The organism is Pseudoduganella sp. GW821-FHT12E03 (assembly GCF_058807115.1).
In genome coordinates, this window is sequence record NZ_JBXAQJ010000008.1 from 96,901 (window position 1) to 112,733 (window position 15,833).

Genomic DNA, 15,833 nt, shown 5'->3' on the forward strand with positions numbered 1-15,833 from the left:
CGGGGATGCCGTCCATTTTCTCCCAAGCGAACTTCGTGCGCAATCCGGCGCCCGGGCAGCGACGCTATGGGGCATCTGTAGCTGTCCATTCCCTGACGAACCGCAGCAGCGCGGCGCGCTTCGCGGGCGAGAGATCTGCGATGGCCGCGTCCAGCTCGTCGGCCTCGCCGCGTCCGCAGCCCTCGCCATCCAGCGCCTCAGCCAGGCGGAATATCTCCGAAACCCGCATGCCGAAGGCCTTTCCGAGGCTCGAAAGTATGACGGGGCTGAATCCCTGCGCGTTGCGCTCGAGGTTCGATATGTTGGGTTTCGACGTGTTCGCGCGCTCGGCAAGCTCCTCTTGGGTGAGGCTCCTTTCCAGGCGCAGTTTCTTGATTGCTGCTCCGATATCCATCCCAGCATTAGCGCCGATTTCGATGCTATCAGAGTATTGTTATGCAAACCACTGGTATTGCAATACAATACTTCGCGATACGAATAGCCCGTGCCGCCTACCCGGCGGCCTTCCGACATGACAAAACCGACCGCTAACCACCTCCATTTCCCCATCTCCAAGGCGGTGCTGGTTGCCGTCCTGATCCTTCCTTCAGCAACTCCCCATGCTGGCGGTAACGGCCAGCCCGGCGGAGGGGCTCCGGCGACCGCCGCGAGCAATCCGGGCCTTTCGCCGCAAGGATTCCTTTCCGACCTCGGACGGCTGCTGCAAGTCCTTACGGACGCGCACGTAGCGTCAGGAGCCGCAGCGGAAGGCCTGCTCAGGGAATTCCGCGCCTTCGACGCGCGCAATCGGGAAACCCTCAGGCAGCCGGGGTTCGAGTACTCGATCCCGTCGGTCAGGCCGCTGCCGCCCGACGGGATCGATAGCGCGCAGCCAGACGCGGCTCCCACCCGTCCGGCGCACGAGATACTGGGCACCCGGACGGTCGCGGAAGCCGACCTGCCGGAAACGTACCGGCGCATGTTCGCGCCGACGAAGGAGGACGGCGTCCATTTCGAGATGTTCGTGAAGGAGGCGTACCTGGCGCTCGTCCAACGGGGGCGGTTCCTCAATCCGGACGGGGCCGTCGACGGCAAGGCGGTATCCGAGAGCCTGGAGCGCGACAGGGCGACGTACCGCATCATTGCCACGAGCCTTGAGGGAATGCGCCGGGACGGTAGCGGCAAGCGCCTCGCGTCCGCCGTCACGAGCATGCTGGCCTACGCCGAGAGAAAGGGGCTCGCGTTCGAGCCCGTGAAGCTGCGCGCCGCGCTGGTGCGCATGCAGACGTGCCTCGCCGCGAAGCCCGGCACGGACCCGAGGCTCTACGCTCCGAGCTGCGGCACCTTGATGTCCTGGACGGGGGAGCGCGGGCAGGCCGGCGCAGTTGAGGTACAGATCTACAACCCGGAGACGGGGCGGGCTGGCCCGAGGTACGCGCTGGCCCCCTGGGATGCCACGTACGCCCGGGAGGTCTACGGGCCAGTCTTCACATCGACGCAGTCCGAAAGCAACGACGCCTTCTGGAAGGAGCATTTCAGCCTGTACGCAGAGACCGCGCTCACGAACGAGACGACGCTTCAGGCCAGGGACTCAAGAGCGGTCCTCGGGCTGGAAAGGGCAGTGGGTCGCGCGCTGAAGCTCCTGCTCAGCCTAGCGCAGGGTGCGCCGTTCGAAGGCAAAAAGGTATCCCAGTCCGACGTGCAGTCCGCGTTGGACGAGGCAAGGCGGCTGAAGGCATCCGTCGAGGCGACCGCGAGCCCGGCCACCAAGGCTTGGGACGGATACCGGGACACCATGCGGGGATTCGAGCAGCTCCGCACGCGGGCCCAGTCAGCAGGCATGAGGTAGCGCGACGGGCGGAATTCGTCAGTGGAGTTTTTTGTCTTAGGAAGAAACATACGGTAAGCTGGACGGAAGTATCCCGTATCCCCAGCCACATGCCAGAAATCCCGTCCGGCGCTCCGGAACGCCCGAAAGACGCAGCAGCCCTCCTCGAAGCCATATCCCTGGCTGCGGAAGCAAGGAATTCCCCAGAGGCCAAGGCCGCGCGGGACGAAACTGCCCTGCGGCACCTCCTGCCGGGGCTGCCCGCGTCGGACCTTTCCTCGGTCCTCGGCTCTCTCCGCGACACCGGCACCCTCGACCGCCTCCTGGCGCTCACGTCCGATCCGGAAAAGTGAGCCGGTGCCCGAGACGCGCTCCTCGCGAACGTCATGGATGCGGCAAGGCACCGGACCGGCGACGCGCCGCTGAGCGTGGAGGACTGGATCGAGACGTTCGTCGCGACTCGTGCGAGGAAGGAGGACGTATCGTCCCTGAGATCGTCCGAAAAGTGACAGATCGCCAGCGATAGGGACGACCGCGCCCGGGAGGCTGCCGAACGCAGGCGGACCGTCGATGCCTTCGACGCCCTCCTCCGTAGGCATCCCGAAATCCACGGCACGCTCAAGGCGCGCGGAATCGACCTGGATGCCGAGAAGGCGAACGAGGCCGCGAAGCTGATGGCATCGGATCCCGGCCTGAACCGCGAGGAGGCCGTCGCGCGCTCGGCAATCGCGGTGTACCTCCGGCACGCGGACGCGATCCGCAGCGCCGCGCCCGACGAATCCGCACGCAGGGAGCTCGATACCGGCTTCGCCCTCCTGCGGCCCCATGCCCGCGAGCTCGGCATCCCCTACCTGGAAAGCATCCGCACGGCGGCAGGCGTCCTTCCGTCGGACAGGGCGGCGATCGCCGCCGCGACCAACTGAGCGGGATTCGACACCAGGGCGACCCGGGCATGAGCAGAGATCAGGTTCGAGTCAAAAAACGACCGCGTCGCACAGGTTTGGACGGTGCAGCCGGGCGAGCGCCCCGAGAAGTTCGTCGAGATCCCGAAGGGCCCCCGCATCAGGATCGCCGCAACTCCCGAACCCGACGCCGCGCTCGCCCGCCAGCGAGAACGGGCCGTGGGCGAGATAGAGAAACTGACGGGATGGGAAGGCGTCCGCAGGCCAGAGGGGCTCGAAGCCGCCAGGGCCCGGTTCCCGAACGCGATGGAGGCGTCCCTACGCGACGCCTCGGACGCGCCAAATGCTTGGCGCGCTTTCGCCCTGTCCTACGCCGGAACGGGCCCTGAGCAGGGGAAGCGGCTCGCGTCCGCGATGGAGGCCAGCGTCATGAAGGTTTCCGATCCCGAGCTCAGGAAACGGATGCTGGAGGCTCTCGACGCCATGGAAGACAACAAGGGCAGGCTGGGCGACATGCGCGCGGAGCTGCTCGGGGAAATCGGCAGGAAGCACATGGGCGAGATCGGCAGCGCAGCCGACGCGCTAAAGGCAAAGACCGAAAAGAAGCAGAAGGCGTTCGCCGACGCCGAACGCAGGATCGACGACGCGGAGGCCCGGGAGGATGGGGCCATTCGCGGGTTCAAAGAGCAGGTCGCGAGGAAGGAAGCCGTCGCCCGCGACAACCTCGCATATTTCGAGGAGAATGGCTACCTCGCGCTCTGAGAGCATTTCGACTCGTTCCTCGAGGCGCTCAACCGTAACCGGGACTCGGTCTATCCGCAGGCCGACGCGGACATCGAGCTGCCGAAAGCGCTGACCGAGAAGGACCGGGCGCTGATGGCGCACGGCCTCGCGAAGGCTGCGGGAGCGACGGTGGTCGAGGAGTATTTCGAAGTGCCGGGATACAGGCTCAGGCGATTCGACGCCAACGGCGAAGACATGCGGACAAAGGTGCGCGAAGGCCTCGAGGCTGCCGGTGTACTCGGGGATGCCGGATTCAGCTCGGAGGCGCTCGAGCCCAGGCTCAAGCGAGCGGTGCAGAAGGCTTAGGAAGACGCGCATTCCCAGACGCATCCTCAGGCCAGGTTCTGCAACGCGGCCCGTTTTGGACGGTATTAACTTCGCTCCCAGATCCAAGCATCGCCGCCGGCAAGCGTGCGTTAGCCAACCCGGACTACTTCGACGAAGGCGTCGCCAACCCGGCGGGTCTCGCTGCGCACGGACACTTCCTTCCGGATTTCGGCTAGCCCGTCGGCGTCCGTGATCAAGATTACGTATGGCACTTGCGATAACAGGGCGCGAAGCGCCGGAAGCAGTAGGGTGGAACCGGAGAGGCTCACCTTGGCGAGGGCGTCATCGAGATCCTGGATCGCGCAGGCATGGCGGATCTCGGTATCGACAAGCGCGACCCTGGCTTCAGCTCCTCCAACGAGCGACCGCGCCAATGAGGCAAGTTCGGGGGACCGGATCGACGGTGACATCGAGCTGGATACGTCGATAAGGACCGTCGAGGCTGGCGAAGCGGGCAATCCAAGCTCCGCCAATAGCGGCAGGCCGACGTAAGCGCGGATGAACTCGCGGAATTCCTCGCGACGCTTCAGGTTGCTTGCCGTCAGATCCCCGTAGGAGTGGCAGCGGCGTGCGACGTCGGAATCGAGCCCGTAAGCTTCCTTTGCTGGTCCGTGGTTTACCAAGGCGACCTGGGCGTCTCGGTGGGCCCTGGCATAGTCCGTGAGGACTTTTTTGAAGCTGCTGGGAGCGTCTTTCTTGTAGTGCTTGACCTCCGCGACGAGTCCGCATTTCTCTGCGGGTCCTGTTCCGCGCCACAAGGTATAGTCGGGCTGGACGTTGGCACTGCGGCCTGCGCCGACCGGATCCGCGAGCGGGCTCCGCCGCTCGGCGTAGAGGATGACTTTCGGAAAAGTCGATCGGACCGTTGCGACGCGGGTTTGCCGAAAGGCGAACGTGATCGCGTCGTTCTCGCTGTGCAGCTCGACTTCGTGGTCGTCCAGCGCGTTCACGATCTCGGTCGCTATCCAAACGGCATAGAGCTCGTGGCGCTTCTTCCATACCGGCAGCGACAGGAACCGCTCGATGGACGGCCAATCCGCTCGCACGTCAAGCTTGCAGCGGGGATACCGGGCGTACTCAATGCTCAGGCGGGACAGGAACTCGTCGCGGCGGGACTCCCCTGCGTTCAGGTAGCGCGCTATGCGCTTCAGTTCGCTTCGCAGCCAGAAGTCGGTTTCCCTCTGCGCGACGATTGCGATGTCGAAGCCGTCGCTTCTGTCGCGGGGATATTCTGACTTCTGAAAGAACCGATGGTACGTGTCCATCATCGCCGCCCGATCCCCCCACTGCCGACGGACAATCTCGTTGGTTGCAAACGCGATTGCGGCGGCATCGTTCAGCGGCGGCGGCAGCCTTCCGTGGAAGAGCGAGCGGGGAAACGGCGGGTACTGGTCCTTGTCATACGACTCGATCCATTTGTCAACATCTGCAATGCCGGTCGGAAGGTCTCTTGCGCTCAAAGTGCCATCGCCCGGCTCCGGAATTCCCAGCTCTTGTTCAGCCTCATACATGGACCATGCGCCTTTCTCGTCAATCGCGGGGACATCGAGGCTGCCCTCAAACGTCTCCCAGCTTTCAAGAAAAGCTTGGAAATGCTGCAGGTCCAGGTGAAGCTCGTCGACTTGGATGTTCCACTGTGCCTTTCCCTGCCGCACGCGCGCTGCCTCGAAGAAGTCCAGGATGGCTCGAAACATCTGGACGAAGGGCTGGGCCAGCCGGAAAAATTCGCGCACCAAGTCATCCGTGGAGCTGGTGCTCAGGGCTTCTTCGAGCGAGGCTGCCGACGGGTCCAGCGCGCGCCTTAGCTTCTCGACGAGCTCCAGGTCCCGGCCTCTCGGCTCAAGCCCGCCAGTCGCGCAAAGGGATTTCCACGCCTCAGTGCTGTCGCGCGCGATACTCGTATTCATCGGGATTCCCTATAGCTAGAATTTAAGAATTGCCGAAAGCGCTGTCACACCCTTGGCTCCCAAGGGTAATTTACGCTAAAGGTTGAGCCAGCGGCTTTTAAGTCAGCCGCTTTTTGAATCCGTCGATCCATGCCGCGAGCGCGATAACGTCCTTCTTGATCTCCTCGAAATCAGGGAGCTCCGCAGGCAGCTCGTCCGGCTGCGAATGTTCGAAGCTGGAATACCGTGTCATCAGCGTGTCGATTAGTTGGCAGTCGTCCGGGACTATCTTGGCAAGCGCCCCTATCTTGTTCTTCGTCTCGACCGACCTCCGGAAACGCGTGACGACGTCGTTCATCAGGATCTTCTCAACGCAGCGCTCGACCAGTATCCGGAAGTCGCTGCATACGCTTTTCGCGCGCTCCTCGTAAGCTTCGGCATCCCCCGCCGCGTGCAGCTTGGCCAACTGGGGTACGTACTCGTCCCTCAGGCGATTCGCGGCGCTCTGCGGATTCGCGTCGCGTATGGTAATGAGCGGATTCGCTAGTCCGGCCACCTTTCCCATTCGGCGGAGCGATTGGATGTGGAGCGTCACAGGTGCTTCCTTTCCCTCCATCTTGGCTTGCCCCTTCAGGCGGTCGATGGTGCTTTCGATAAGGGTGAGGAGCGACAGACGATGGGTGAACACTACGACCTGCCGATTCTTTGATAGCTCTACTAGCCGGCTGACCACGCGCTCCTCGAAGGATTGGTCTAGCGACGAGATCGGATCGTCGAAGATGAACGGATTGGGATCCGACGATCCGCACATGTCCGCGAGGAAGGCTGCCAACGTAACGATCCTCGTTTCGCCCTCGCTCAGCACGCGTGTGGCGTCTGCGCTTTTTTTCGAGTCCTTGACCGCAAGCCCGAAGCTGATCTTTCCCTTTCCTTCCTTCTTGCTTTCCGGCGCTATCGGGATGCGCGTTCCGCCAAGCTCCTTGAGCTCGGCGGCGAAGCGCGTCCGGTACTCGGCGCTGAGCTCATTCTCGCCGAGCTCGTTCTTCTTGGCGGTCAGGGCGTTTGTTTTCGCGAGCGCAACGGCCTTATCTATCCGCTTGACAGCGGCCAAGCGGGCAATCTCGGCGGCAATGGCATCCTTGTTCTGACTTAGCCATTGTGACGTCCGGAGATCTAATACCCGCGCCGCGAGCAGCTTGCGCTTGCCATCCTGCTGCAAGTCGGTAAGCGTTTTCTGCTCTGTCGCGTAACCCGAAGACAGCGCATTGATCTGCTCGTCGAACGGAGCCCAGTCAAATTCGGGGACTGCGGCAAGCTCAGTGGCGGCACTGACGCCGTCCCATCTTGCTTTCAGCGCGAGGAAGGTTGCGGCCGCCATCTCGTCGCTGATCTTAAGCACGCCGCATTGCAGCGTCCACGCTTCCCGCGTAGGCATTCCGGGAATTGCGGCGCTCGCGTCCTTAAGCGCTTTCTCCGCAACGGCCGCCTCCGCTTCCAGACCGCTCCTCACGAATGCCTCGAACGAGTTCAGGCGCTGCTTGGCTCGATCGTCGAGCTCCTGCTGGCAGAGCACGCAGCGCCCCTGGTCTGAGGTAACGGGGAACGCTGCCTGGGGATAGGCGAGCGATTCGGAATACTTCCGTGCCTGCTTCCAGAGCGCAAGCCATGACTCTTGTCCCACGCCGTCAAGCGGGGCCTGGGCAAAGACCTTTTTCGCGTCCTCCGACGCGGCCCTCCGCTTCGACAGCGCGTCTTTGCGCGCGGCTATCAGCGGTGAGACTTTCGCCGCGCTGAAAGCGAGCTTGAGCGCGTCGATGCCTGACTTCAGTGTTTGCAGCGTCGCGACGCTTTTCGCAACCAGCGCGAGCTTGCCGGGGATGTCCTTTTCGTTGAGCGCCTGCTCGCCCGCGATCCGCTCGTCCTCGTGCTCCTTCCCGTAGGCGCAGCGCTTCTCGACGTCCGCAGCCGTGGTGGTGGCGGTAAGGCCGCTGGCCCATGCGGCCCCTGCCGTTGCCGCATGCTCGGGCGGGATTGAGGGCATCCTCCTGACCAGCGCTCCCTTTTCCGCCTCCAAAGAATTGGCGACGCCGTCGCAGACGGCAATCAGCGACGAGAGGAAGCGCATCTTGCGCGGCTCGTACCTGGCTTCGTTTTTCGGCCCCATGTAAATCTGCGCCGATTTCGAATCGAATACGTGGACGTCGCGTAAGTGCCGATGCGTCGGGGCATCGATTGCCCATTCGATCGGCGGCTGTATTTCGCCAGCTCTCGCTATGCAGATCTTCGCTTTGGCCGAAGGCGCGTCAGCTTCGAAAACGTTCGACAGGATGTCCTCTTTGGCCCGCGATCCGCAGGCGTGTTTAAGCAGCCGCGCGAACCCCGTCTTCCCGGATCCGTTCTGCCCATAGACGACCGTGATATTGGCAGTACCGAAGTCGATGCCAGTCCCTTCCTTTAGAGCGTTCACCCCGCTGACTTCGGACACTTGGAGAATACGGACCGGGGGATTGCCCGGTGCCGCCGCGAGTCCACCCGCCTGTATTCCGACAAACGGCGCGTCCTTTTTTCCCGATGCCTCGTCCTTGCAAAGCGAGGCAAGCGATGCCAGTTCGTCGCTGTCGGGCAGGCGGCGGTGCTCGATCATCCAGGCCGCTGCTGTTTGCAGCCAGCGAGGCCGCTCTGCCAGCCACGTTTCAAACGGGTCGGCGGCGACTGCCGCAATAATCGAATCTGGCATGCTCATGTGCTCCTGAAATCGCGAAGTAACGGGGCTGGCGGACCTGTCGTTTTCACGCGAACTGGTCTCGCCAATCGGCGGACAAGATACTCATATTTCCCTGAAACGCATGCGAAATGAACTCCTTTCCGTTAGGCAGGAGACAATGCATATTGGACAGTTTTCAGAAGATGCGGCGACTGGTCAAGGAATGGCACGATAGTGACAATTAGTGGTCTTGTTTTCGCAACAACAACTCCACTTGCTCGCCAGAAGGCGACGGATTGGGCTCATGCTCCGCAAACGTTTGGTAGCGGGCCACTTCAAGATGCCCGGACACGGATACCGGTTGAAATGGGACCAGCGTTTCGAGACCCATTCAGGGAGCAGGAATCCGCGAGGCACTGGCGGACCGGATTTTTGCCGACGGCGGCGGGATAAGGATGTTGGCCCCAGACAGCGTCTTGCAAGGGAGGCCGGAATAGGCGAGTAGCCTTTGACCGAGTTGGGGATGCCGCGTGTACGGATCTCCGCAAGCATGGGGGTATGGGTTCCCTAACCCGCGCAGCCGCGCTCAGGCTTGGCCGGGCCAAGGCGCACCCCGTTGCCGTCTCGGATCGCGAAACGTGAATATTGGTGAGATTGTCAGCTTGGAAACTGGCGGAAAATTGGAAGGCGGCAAGGCCGCCGGCCGGGCTTGCCCGGTTCCACACAGTTCCGTTCAAAAGATAGGGGGGCATCATGGCTTTTCAGCTGATACGCGGCACGTTTCACGTCGTGGGGTATTCGCCCGACGGCGACTCGATCAGGTTCCGGGCCGACGACCCGAGCCGATGGGGCCTGCTGGACGGCCCGCGCCCGAGGATAAACGGCAACGGGCACGCGCAGTTGCGCCTCGAAGCGATAGATACGCTCGAGACCCACTTCAACAGCGTCCACCAGCCGCTGGTGCTGGCGGAACGCGCGATGGCCCACCTGCTGGAGCTGGTCAGCATCCGGGATGTCGTCTGGGACGCGAACCACCTGCGCGTCACGTCCGCCGTGGACGGCACCCCCGGCTATATCGTGACCCGCGAGGTGGAGAAGAATGGCAGGCCAGTATCGTTCGCGTTCGCCGACGGAGCGCCCGTGCAGGACGGCGAGGTGTACCTTGACGCCGCGCTTGTCTCGCGGAGCGTCAACGCCCAGATGCTTGCCTCAGGCCTGGCGTATCCTACCTATTACAAGGGGCTGTTCGCGGACCTGCGCAACGCGCTCACGCAGGCGGTAACGTCCGCGAGGGCTGCGGGAGCCGGCGTCTGGGCGAGCGACGCGACGAACTCCGGCTTCGCAGTTACCTCGCTGGCTACCATCACCGACGAGGTCGTGATGCTTCCGAAGCTTTTCCGCCGCCTCGCGGAATACCTGGAAGGCGGCGGCACTGTCGGCGGATTCAGCGAGTTCCTCGCCGCACGGCCGGAGGAAGTGCTGGTGATTTCTTCGGTGCACCAAACCCACCTGGACAACCTCGTCGAAGAGCACGGCAACCGCATCAGGCTCACGGAGCCGCCGGAGAACCTCCTGTTCGCAGGGTGACCCGCAGTCCAAGCGGCGCGTTTCGTACCACCGTGCACGGTCTCGCGAGCGCGTTCCAGATGCCTGCCCGGTGCGGAAAGCGCTGCCGAGGCGTAGAATAAAGACGCCCCCGAAAGGGGGACGTCTTTACTTCTTTACGATAACCGTTATGGATCGTTATGGACCGTTATGACCGTGACCTCGCCTTGCAGAGGAAAGCGAGGCAAGCAAGGGACGAAGCCGTTGCACATCTGGTGGTCGACTCGCTCGTGCTGCTCGCGTTGCTCTGATGGCTGGCTTGGCAGATCTTCTAGCGATATTTCGTGCGAAGTAAGGCCCCGCAAAGGGTTGGATGAGGGGGGATGTTCGCGCATTCCACCCCCTTACCTTATCTCGAGGCCCCAATTCGTCAAGCCATGCAGATCGCAGCGACGCGGGCCTACTTTCAAATTCGTCAGCAACGCATAGAATGCGGAGGATATTTGCCTTATCCGCCGTATGCTCCTAGCGTTCCTCGACGAAAGCTGAAACCACAACCTCGATATCGCGAAGCTCGACAACCTGTACAACGTGTTCGTCCTCGGGGCAGTCTGCTTCGCCGAGGATAAGTACGAAGCGTTCGACCGCAGCTTCAGGGAGCTCAAGCGCCGGCATTTCTGATCGGAGGACTACGTGCTCCATACCGTGGAGATAACCCGCCCGAGCAAGGCAAGGGACCCGAGGACTGCCCTGTTCAACGACGCGGGCTTCAGGGCGGCCTTCTATTCCGATCTGAACGCGCTGCTCGCCGCAACCGAGTGCTCGGTCGTCGCGTGCGCGATCGAGAAGGAGAGGCTCATGCAGCAGTACGTCGATCCGGAGGACCCGTACCATTTTTCCTTCGAGAACGTTCTCAACAGGATCTTCAGGAAAGCCTCGGGCGACAGAGTGCGCCTGTTTCCCGAGAACAGGGATAACGCCGAGGACCGCAGGCTCGAGCTCCGCCTGCTGGAAATGAAGGTATCTGGAACGCGCTTCTATCGGGGAGCCGACGTGGCACGGAAGATCGACGAGTTCCGATTCGTGCGGAAGGGGGAGAACCAGAGCGGATCGCAGCTCGCGGACCTGGTCGTCACGCCCATCGGGCGGCACCTGCTTGGGAAAGCTCCACGGCCGGGGCACGAGGTGTCCTACGAAGCCGTGAAGAGGAAGTTCGCGCGCCGCGACGACTTCACGATATTCCCTTAGAACGCAGAAAAGGTCCGCCGCTCCGCAGAAGACCTTTTACAAGGACAATCGTATCGAAAATCGCCCAAAGGCAAATCGAAAAACGAAAGGGCGCGAGTACGCGTAGCCGAAGCGGCCACGCCGAGGCGTTCCGCTCCCGGATGCCGTAACCGCTGGGCTACGATTCAAGCGAGGCCCACGGCCAAGGCGAGCCTATGTCGCGTAGCTCCGCCTTGACCGAAACGTGCATGTGGTGCGTATGCCCGTTCTTCCCGCCGTACGGACGCCAGCCTCTCGCGGCCATGTCGGCATTGTAGATCTGGCGGTTCCAGATGACGTAGCTCACCCTGAAGTCGAGGAGCGCGAGCTTCGAGAACAGGTTGCAGTCGACGCCGTTGTCCGGGTCGTGCGTCAGGTCGAACGCGTTGCCGTCGTTGTGGTCGCTCTTCCGCTTCTGATGGGCGGCATCCCCCATAAGGCCGTCGGCCTCGCGGTTCCGGTTCGGGCAGAGCGCTGTCGCGTCGGCGAGCGCGCGCTTGCATGCGGCTGATGGCTGTGCCATACGTCATCCTTTCGTCAGTGGTTTCCCATCCGAGCCGCCCGGCAGGCACGCCATATGCCCGTCTGCGGCGATTTTCCTGGCCTGCTCGTTCGCGTCCGGTGCGCGGGCGTCAACGGCCCGGACGACGCAGGCCGCGTCTCGGGCTACCCTGGCGACGGCCAGGAGCGGGACGCGCCTCGGACGTGCCGGGTCGCTCTGGTCCACAGCGTTGACGCGGATTATCAGCGCGACCGGCACGGCCTTGCCGCCAGCTTTTGCGACGCGCCATTCGGCCTTGGCACCCAGGGTCAAGAACCCGCGCGTCACTACGTCCCAGTAGTTCAGAGCAAATATCCGCCCGTCCGGAGCCACGACGCTGACCGAGCTGCGTTCGTCGTCCTCCAGGACCTGCAGCCGGAAGCCGTAGACGCCGGGGCATTCCGTCGTCCGCGCTCCAGTGGATGCATCGTCCGCGCGGCTGATGCATGCCTTGCCGGCGATGTCGGTATACACGCTGCTGATCGCGCTTTCCTGCGCAATTGTGCTGCCACACGATGCAAGCGCGGCAGAGGAGGCGAGGCAGTTCAAGTAGCGGCGCATCCGGCTCTCCTTGGTGGGTTCAGCCGATCATACCGAGGAGGCTTCCATCTTCGTTGACTTGCGTCACCGGTTCGCGGACTGATCCGGCAGCGGCCTGAGCTCCGGCAATATGTCCCGTTCCTTTCCGGCTGAGAATCGCGCTTGCAGTTCCGGATCTATGAAGCTTCTTAACTTTGGGGGAAACATGGCTATCGACGTCTATCTGCAAATCGACGGCATCACGGGGGAGTCGGCGGACGAGCGGCACAGGGGCTGGATCGAATGTACTTCCGCCGTCTGGAGCGTAACGCAGCCAAAATCCGCGACCGCGTCCACTGGCGGCGGGCATACCGCCGAGCGCTGCGAGCACGGCGACATAGTGGTATCGAAGCTGGCAGACCTAGCGTCGCCCGTACTGCTCCAGACGTGCTCGGCGGGACGGACGATCCCGAAGGCGAAATTCGAGTTCATGCGTGCGGACGGGCAGGGCGAGCGCGTCAAGTACTTCGAGATCGAGCTCGAAAACGTCCTAATCGGGGCCGTGGTCCCCAACGTCTTGGGCGGCAACGTCCTCTCGGAACATGTCAGCCTGAAGTACTCGAAAGTAAGGTGGAAGTACACCCAGCAGAAGATCTGCGGCGGCGCGGGAGGCTGCACTGCGGGAGGCTGGGATCTGGCCGCTAGCAGGGTTTGCTGAACCAAACCTTGGCTAGGGGCTGTCTGGCTGATTTCACAGGAGCCAGAGCATAATACTCGCCAATATCACCCGGCCAGCAAGGTATGGCCGGGTTTGTCGTAGCGAGTGGCGACGGCGCGGAAATCCTTCCGCCGGTTGATGGCCCGCTAAACGACGTTATAGCCTTTACGGCTTACACATTGAAACGGGGAGGCGTCTGCCACACCGCCCTTGTTTAGGCAATTTTCCTCGCGTCCTCACGCTCAAAGCAAATGCAATCGATGCCCGCCGGTGAATGGCCCCGCATGCTGTTTAGCTAGCACCGTCGACTGTAATCCGAATGAGCCGTTTGCCTGGGCATCCAGCCCCTGTTCTTGGTACTGAAATGACACTGATAATTAGCCCGATTTGTGACGCATCGGGGCATAAGCGGCCTAATTTGTCGCTATTGCTGCTCATGCTACACAGTGTTGTGAGGAACTCACAGGCGACAACTGCGACTTTATTTGCAATCGCGACGGCATGAATTATATGAGCTATAGGTTCCTTTAAAGAAAACATCGGTGACAGGCAGGGCGTCATAGCTAATTAAGCTTAAAGCGCAATGCGAGGACAGTTCGATTCGCACTGAATGTGTTATTTAAAGGGTTCGTCCCAATTTCCCGAATTAAGCCGATTATTGGCGTAAACAGCGTATCCTTAGTCGGGTCATAGAGATAAAAGTCAAAGCCGAACGAGTAGAAATTCACATGTCGCTTATCCAATTTCGCCGATGTGCTGGTATCAATGAAGCGTTGGGCTTGTGCGTTTATCTGGGTTCGGGGAAGAAAGTTAGGCCACACTGCTAAGCCTACGCCTGTATAGACAGACATATAGTGCCCGGGTGTTTTTGTGCTCTCAACCTTACGCAAGTCTTCATAGCTTATCCCAAACTTAGGGACAAGTTGGAATGACGTTTTTATCGGATCCCATGGCACTCCGGTAACAAGCTTCTTAACCACCACAGCATTGTCGAAGAGGGCTTGAACTGACTCGGTATGCGCTTCTGAATCTTTCTTACTAGATAACTTGAGTGTGGAATCGAGCGCGTAGCCAGTGCTTGCATAGTCGAATATTGTTCCTCTTGTGCCAGCCCCAAAGGATTTAGTGTTGGCTCGTTTTGGTTTCGGCGCAGATAAATCCTGATTGATATCAAATGACAGGAAGGGGTACCAGCCCGAACCGGAATTAGAGAATGGAACTCTGGTTGCGATTATCGACGCCTTAAGTAGTGGGTCGTCACGATGGTTTTCGTGTTTAAATCCAATGGTGGCTGGGTCGGCTATCGGTAGGGTTTTCGGTAGCCCCTGATCCCTTACTTGGATTACCCATTTGCCCGTATTCTCAGCCTTGGTGGGGGATGGATTCTTATCGGGCTCCGGGGCCTTGTACGCAGCATCGAAGCAGCTCAGACGCTCCGCACTATCGGATAAGGCGGTACATTTACTAGCTTCCGAACTGTCCTTCGGTGGACTAAACACACCATTTTCTTTGTCGAAGCAGGCTAACTGTATTGCCTCTATTTTGAGCGGTAAGCATTTTTCGATGCCGGGATTTTTTTTTGTATCCATGTGGTCGAGGTAGCACCCCAGGCGAAATATGCCGTCTTTCACTAAGGTGCATTGCTCTTGAGCCAACGAACTGAGAGAAACGGCGAACATCGAGCCGAAAACTAAGATCCGTTTCATAATGGCTCGCCTCCCGGCACTTGTTCTTGGGCTTTCTTTGCGACGAGCTTAATGAAGTCACCAATAGTTTTGCACTTAGTAGTGTCTACCGGACTGATTCCAATCCACGAACTGTCGTAAGCTTTAGAGAAGACCTTGTTGACCCTTGGCGACATAACAGAACGCACGGGTGCGGTAATCTGGATATTGTCAAGTAAAGTCTTGGCGTTATAGGTGTCGCCATAATGCGCAACGATGTCTAAGTCAGTGAAGTCATCGATAGCGTCGACAGCCAATTTCTTCAGCTTTATGTATGTCATCATTGCTCCTATTATCGTTAGATTGACCTCGTACCATAAGTGTAATCTTGGCTTATATCTTATGGTTTATTTATGGTGGGAATACTATCCAATTGTCACAACTCAATCTTTTACCTCGTCAACGCACTCTGTGCGCGTGGCAATTTGCAACAAAAGTGACTATTTGCGATAGGAGCTATCACGGTGGGCGATACGAAGACCATGTGAGCTCATTGAACGATTGAGCATTGCCCGGTCAGGCAAGATTGCAGCGCGTTCGCCTGGACTGGCCCATTTTCCGTTGCAGCAGAATGACACCAAATGGGAGGTCAGTGATTTTTTACTCCCCGCTGTACGGCTATGGCGCAAACGGGCTTAGAAGCGGTCGATGCGTTAATAGGGGCGTATCTGATGCTGGCTGCGCTATATCAGCACTGTAACGACTGCAGAGGCCCTGTCGGTGCGTTTCGAGCTCGACTGGTCGGCGCCAACATACGAGGTTATTAAAGGTAAATTCTCAAGAAGGGATGATTTCACAATTTTCCCTTAAACGCAGAAAAGGTCCGCCGCTCCGCAGAAGACCTTTTACGCTCCAATTTTACTGAACCCGGCAAAAAATCAATGCCGGAATTCCTTTTCGTTGTCGCAACCAGCCAACGCGGCGTTCCCCAGCCTCCCGCCTGATTTGAGGCGGAGAATGCTGGCCGGTGCGAATAGGCGAGTTTCCTCTGCGCGCCTTGCCCAATGCAGTGCTTAACGCTCCCTAGGCGGTGTCGCGGTTGGGGCAAGTATGCAGTTGCGAGGATCGAGCACGCCATGGACGTTCGCATTGTCGTGGACGCTTGGCGAAT

At 60.5% G+C, this 15,833-nt stretch carries 14 protein-coding genes; 7 read left to right on the forward strand and 7 right to left on the reverse strand.

Annotated elements, in window-relative coordinates:
- Positions 1-64 precede the first annotated feature (64 nt).
- Positions 65-394 (reverse strand): helix-turn-helix transcriptional regulator, encoded by a 330-nt coding sequence (locus AC1RRC_RS20625; RefSeq protein ID WP_493057406.1) that lies wholly within the window; start codon positions 392-394, stop codon positions 65-67.
- A 117-nt stretch (positions 395-511) separates the two neighbouring features.
- Here AC1RRC_RS20625 and AC1RRC_RS20630 point away from each other — a divergent pair, with 117 nt between their 5' ends.
- The 4 genes from AC1RRC_RS20630 to AC1RRC_RS20645 all read left to right on the forward strand — a co-directional run bounded on the left by AC1RRC_RS20630 (position 512) and on the right by AC1RRC_RS20645 (position 3,798).
- Positions 512-1,828, forward strand: coding sequence for a hypothetical protein (locus AC1RRC_RS20630; RefSeq protein ID WP_493057407.1), 1,317 nt, complete (start codon positions 512-514; stop codon positions 1,826-1,828).
- A gap of 653 nt (positions 1,829-2,481) precedes the next feature.
- Positions 2,482-2,730, forward strand: a complete 249-nt coding sequence (locus AC1RRC_RS20635) for a hypothetical protein (RefSeq protein WP_493057408.1) — start codon at positions 2,482-2,484, stop codon at positions 2,728-2,730.
- 84 nt (positions 2,731-2,814) lie between these two features.
- Positions 2,815-3,471: a hypothetical protein gene (locus AC1RRC_RS20640; RefSeq protein WP_493057409.1), complete on the forward strand. Its 657-nt coding sequence runs from the start codon at positions 2,815-2,817 to the stop codon at positions 3,469-3,471.
- A gap of 114 nt (positions 3,472-3,585) precedes the next feature.
- Positions 3,586-3,798: a hypothetical protein gene (locus AC1RRC_RS20645; protein WP_493057410.1), complete on the forward strand. Its 213-nt coding sequence runs from the start codon at positions 3,586-3,588 to the stop codon at positions 3,796-3,798.
- Between the two features lie 110 nt (positions 3,799-3,908).
- On the opposite strand, the gene AC1RRC_RS20650 is transcribed toward AC1RRC_RS20645, so the two are convergent.
- Together AC1RRC_RS20650 and AC1RRC_RS20655 are read right to left on the reverse strand one after the other, a co-directional pair.
- Entirely contained in the window at positions 3,909-5,726 is a 1,818-nt protein-coding gene (locus tag AC1RRC_RS20650) for a hypothetical protein (RefSeq protein WP_493057411.1), read from the reverse strand.
- A 97-nt stretch (positions 5,727-5,823) separates the two neighbouring features.
- Entirely contained in the window at positions 5,824-8,448 is a 2,625-nt protein-coding gene (locus AC1RRC_RS20655; protein WP_493057412.1) for an AAA family ATPase, read from the reverse strand.
- Positions 8,449-9,162: 714 nt separating this feature from the next.
- Here AC1RRC_RS20655 and AC1RRC_RS20660 point away from each other — a divergent pair.
- Together AC1RRC_RS20660 and AC1RRC_RS20665 are read left to right on the forward strand one after the other, a co-directional pair.
- Positions 9,163-9,996: a thermonuclease family protein gene (locus AC1RRC_RS20660; RefSeq protein ID WP_493057413.1), complete on the forward strand. Its 834-nt coding sequence runs from the start codon at positions 9,163-9,165 to the stop codon at positions 9,994-9,996.
- 651 nt (positions 9,997-10,647) lie between these two features.
- Positions 10,648-11,202: a hypothetical protein gene (locus AC1RRC_RS20665; RefSeq protein ID WP_493057414.1), complete on the forward strand. Its 555-nt coding sequence runs from the start codon at positions 10,648-10,650 to the stop codon at positions 11,200-11,202.
- A gap of 157 nt (positions 11,203-11,359) precedes the next feature.
- Here the strand turns inward: AC1RRC_RS20665 and AC1RRC_RS20670 are convergent, their stop codons facing one another.
- Both AC1RRC_RS20670 and AC1RRC_RS20675 read right to left on the reverse strand, forming a co-directional pair.
- Positions 11,360-11,743 (reverse strand): VldE C-terminal domain-containing protein, encoded by a 384-nt coding sequence (locus AC1RRC_RS20670; RefSeq protein WP_493057415.1) that lies wholly within the window; start codon positions 11,741-11,743, stop codon positions 11,360-11,362.
- A gap of 3 nt (positions 11,744-11,746) precedes the next feature.
- Positions 11,747-12,322, reverse strand: a complete 576-nt coding sequence (locus AC1RRC_RS20675; RefSeq protein WP_493057416.1) for a hypothetical protein — start codon at positions 12,320-12,322, stop codon at positions 11,747-11,749.
- A gap of 184 nt (positions 12,323-12,506) precedes the next feature.
- Here AC1RRC_RS20675 and AC1RRC_RS20680 point away from each other — a divergent pair, with 184 nt between their 5' ends.
- Positions 12,507-12,998: an Hcp family type VI secretion system effector gene (locus AC1RRC_RS20680; protein ID WP_493057417.1), complete on the forward strand. Its 492-nt coding sequence runs from the start codon at positions 12,507-12,509 to the stop codon at positions 12,996-12,998.
- Between the two features lie 563 nt (positions 12,999-13,561).
- On the opposite strand, the gene AC1RRC_RS20685 is transcribed toward AC1RRC_RS20680, so the two are convergent.
- Together AC1RRC_RS20685 and AC1RRC_RS20690 are read right to left on the reverse strand one after the other, a co-directional pair.
- Positions 13,562-14,704, reverse strand: coding sequence for a hypothetical protein (locus AC1RRC_RS20685; protein WP_493057418.1), 1,143 nt, complete (start codon positions 14,702-14,704; stop codon positions 13,562-13,564).
- Complete coding sequence (locus AC1RRC_RS20690) at positions 14,701-15,006, reverse strand: hypothetical protein (RefSeq protein WP_493057419.1); 306 nt, start codon at positions 15,004-15,006, stop codon at positions 14,701-14,703. Before AC1RRC_RS20690 ends, AC1RRC_RS20685 begins: the two co-directional genes overlap by 4 nt.
- Positions 15,007-15,833: the final 827 nt, after the last annotated feature.

Coding starts and splice junctions, on each gene's coding strand:
- AC1RRC_RS20625 (WP_493057406.1), bottom strand. CDS start 394: ATGGATATCGGAGCAGCAATCAAGAAACTGCGCCTGGAAAGGAGCCTC.
- AC1RRC_RS20630 (WP_493057407.1), top strand. CDS start 512: ATGACAAAACCGACCGCTAACCACCTCCATTTCCCCATCTCCAAGGCG.
- AC1RRC_RS20635 (WP_493057408.1), top strand. CDS start 2,482: ATGGCATCGGATCCCGGCCTGAACCGCGAGGAGGCCGTCGCGCGCTCG.
- AC1RRC_RS20645 (WP_493057410.1), top strand. CDS start 3,586: ATGGCGCACGGCCTCGCGAAGGCTGCGGGAGCGACGGTGGTCGAGGAG.
- AC1RRC_RS20650 (WP_493057411.1), bottom strand. CDS start 5,726: ATGAATACGAGTATCGCGCGCGACAGCACTGAGGCGTGGAAATCCCTT.
- AC1RRC_RS20655 (WP_493057412.1), bottom strand. CDS start 8,448: ATGAGCATGCCAGATTCGATTATTGCGGCAGTCGCCGCCGACCCGTTT.
- AC1RRC_RS20660 (WP_493057413.1), top strand. CDS start 9,163: ATGGCTTTTCAGCTGATACGCGGCACGTTTCACGTCGTGGGGTATTCG.
- AC1RRC_RS20670 (WP_493057415.1), bottom strand. CDS start 11,743: ATGGCACAGCCATCAGCCGCATGCAAGCGCGCGCTCGCCGACGCGACA.
- AC1RRC_RS20675 (WP_493057416.1), bottom strand. CDS start 12,322: ATGCGCCGCTACTTGAACTGCCTCGCCTCCTCTGCCGCGCTTGCATCG.
- AC1RRC_RS20680 (WP_493057417.1), top strand. CDS start 12,507: ATGGCTATCGACGTCTATCTGCAAATCGACGGCATCACGGGGGAGTCG.
- AC1RRC_RS20685 (WP_493057418.1), bottom strand. CDS start 14,704: ATGAAACGGATCTTAGTTTTCGGCTCGATGTTCGCCGTTTCTCTCAGT.
- AC1RRC_RS20690 (WP_493057419.1), bottom strand. CDS start 15,006: ATGATGACATACATAAAGCTGAAGAAATTGGCTGTCGACGCTATCGAT.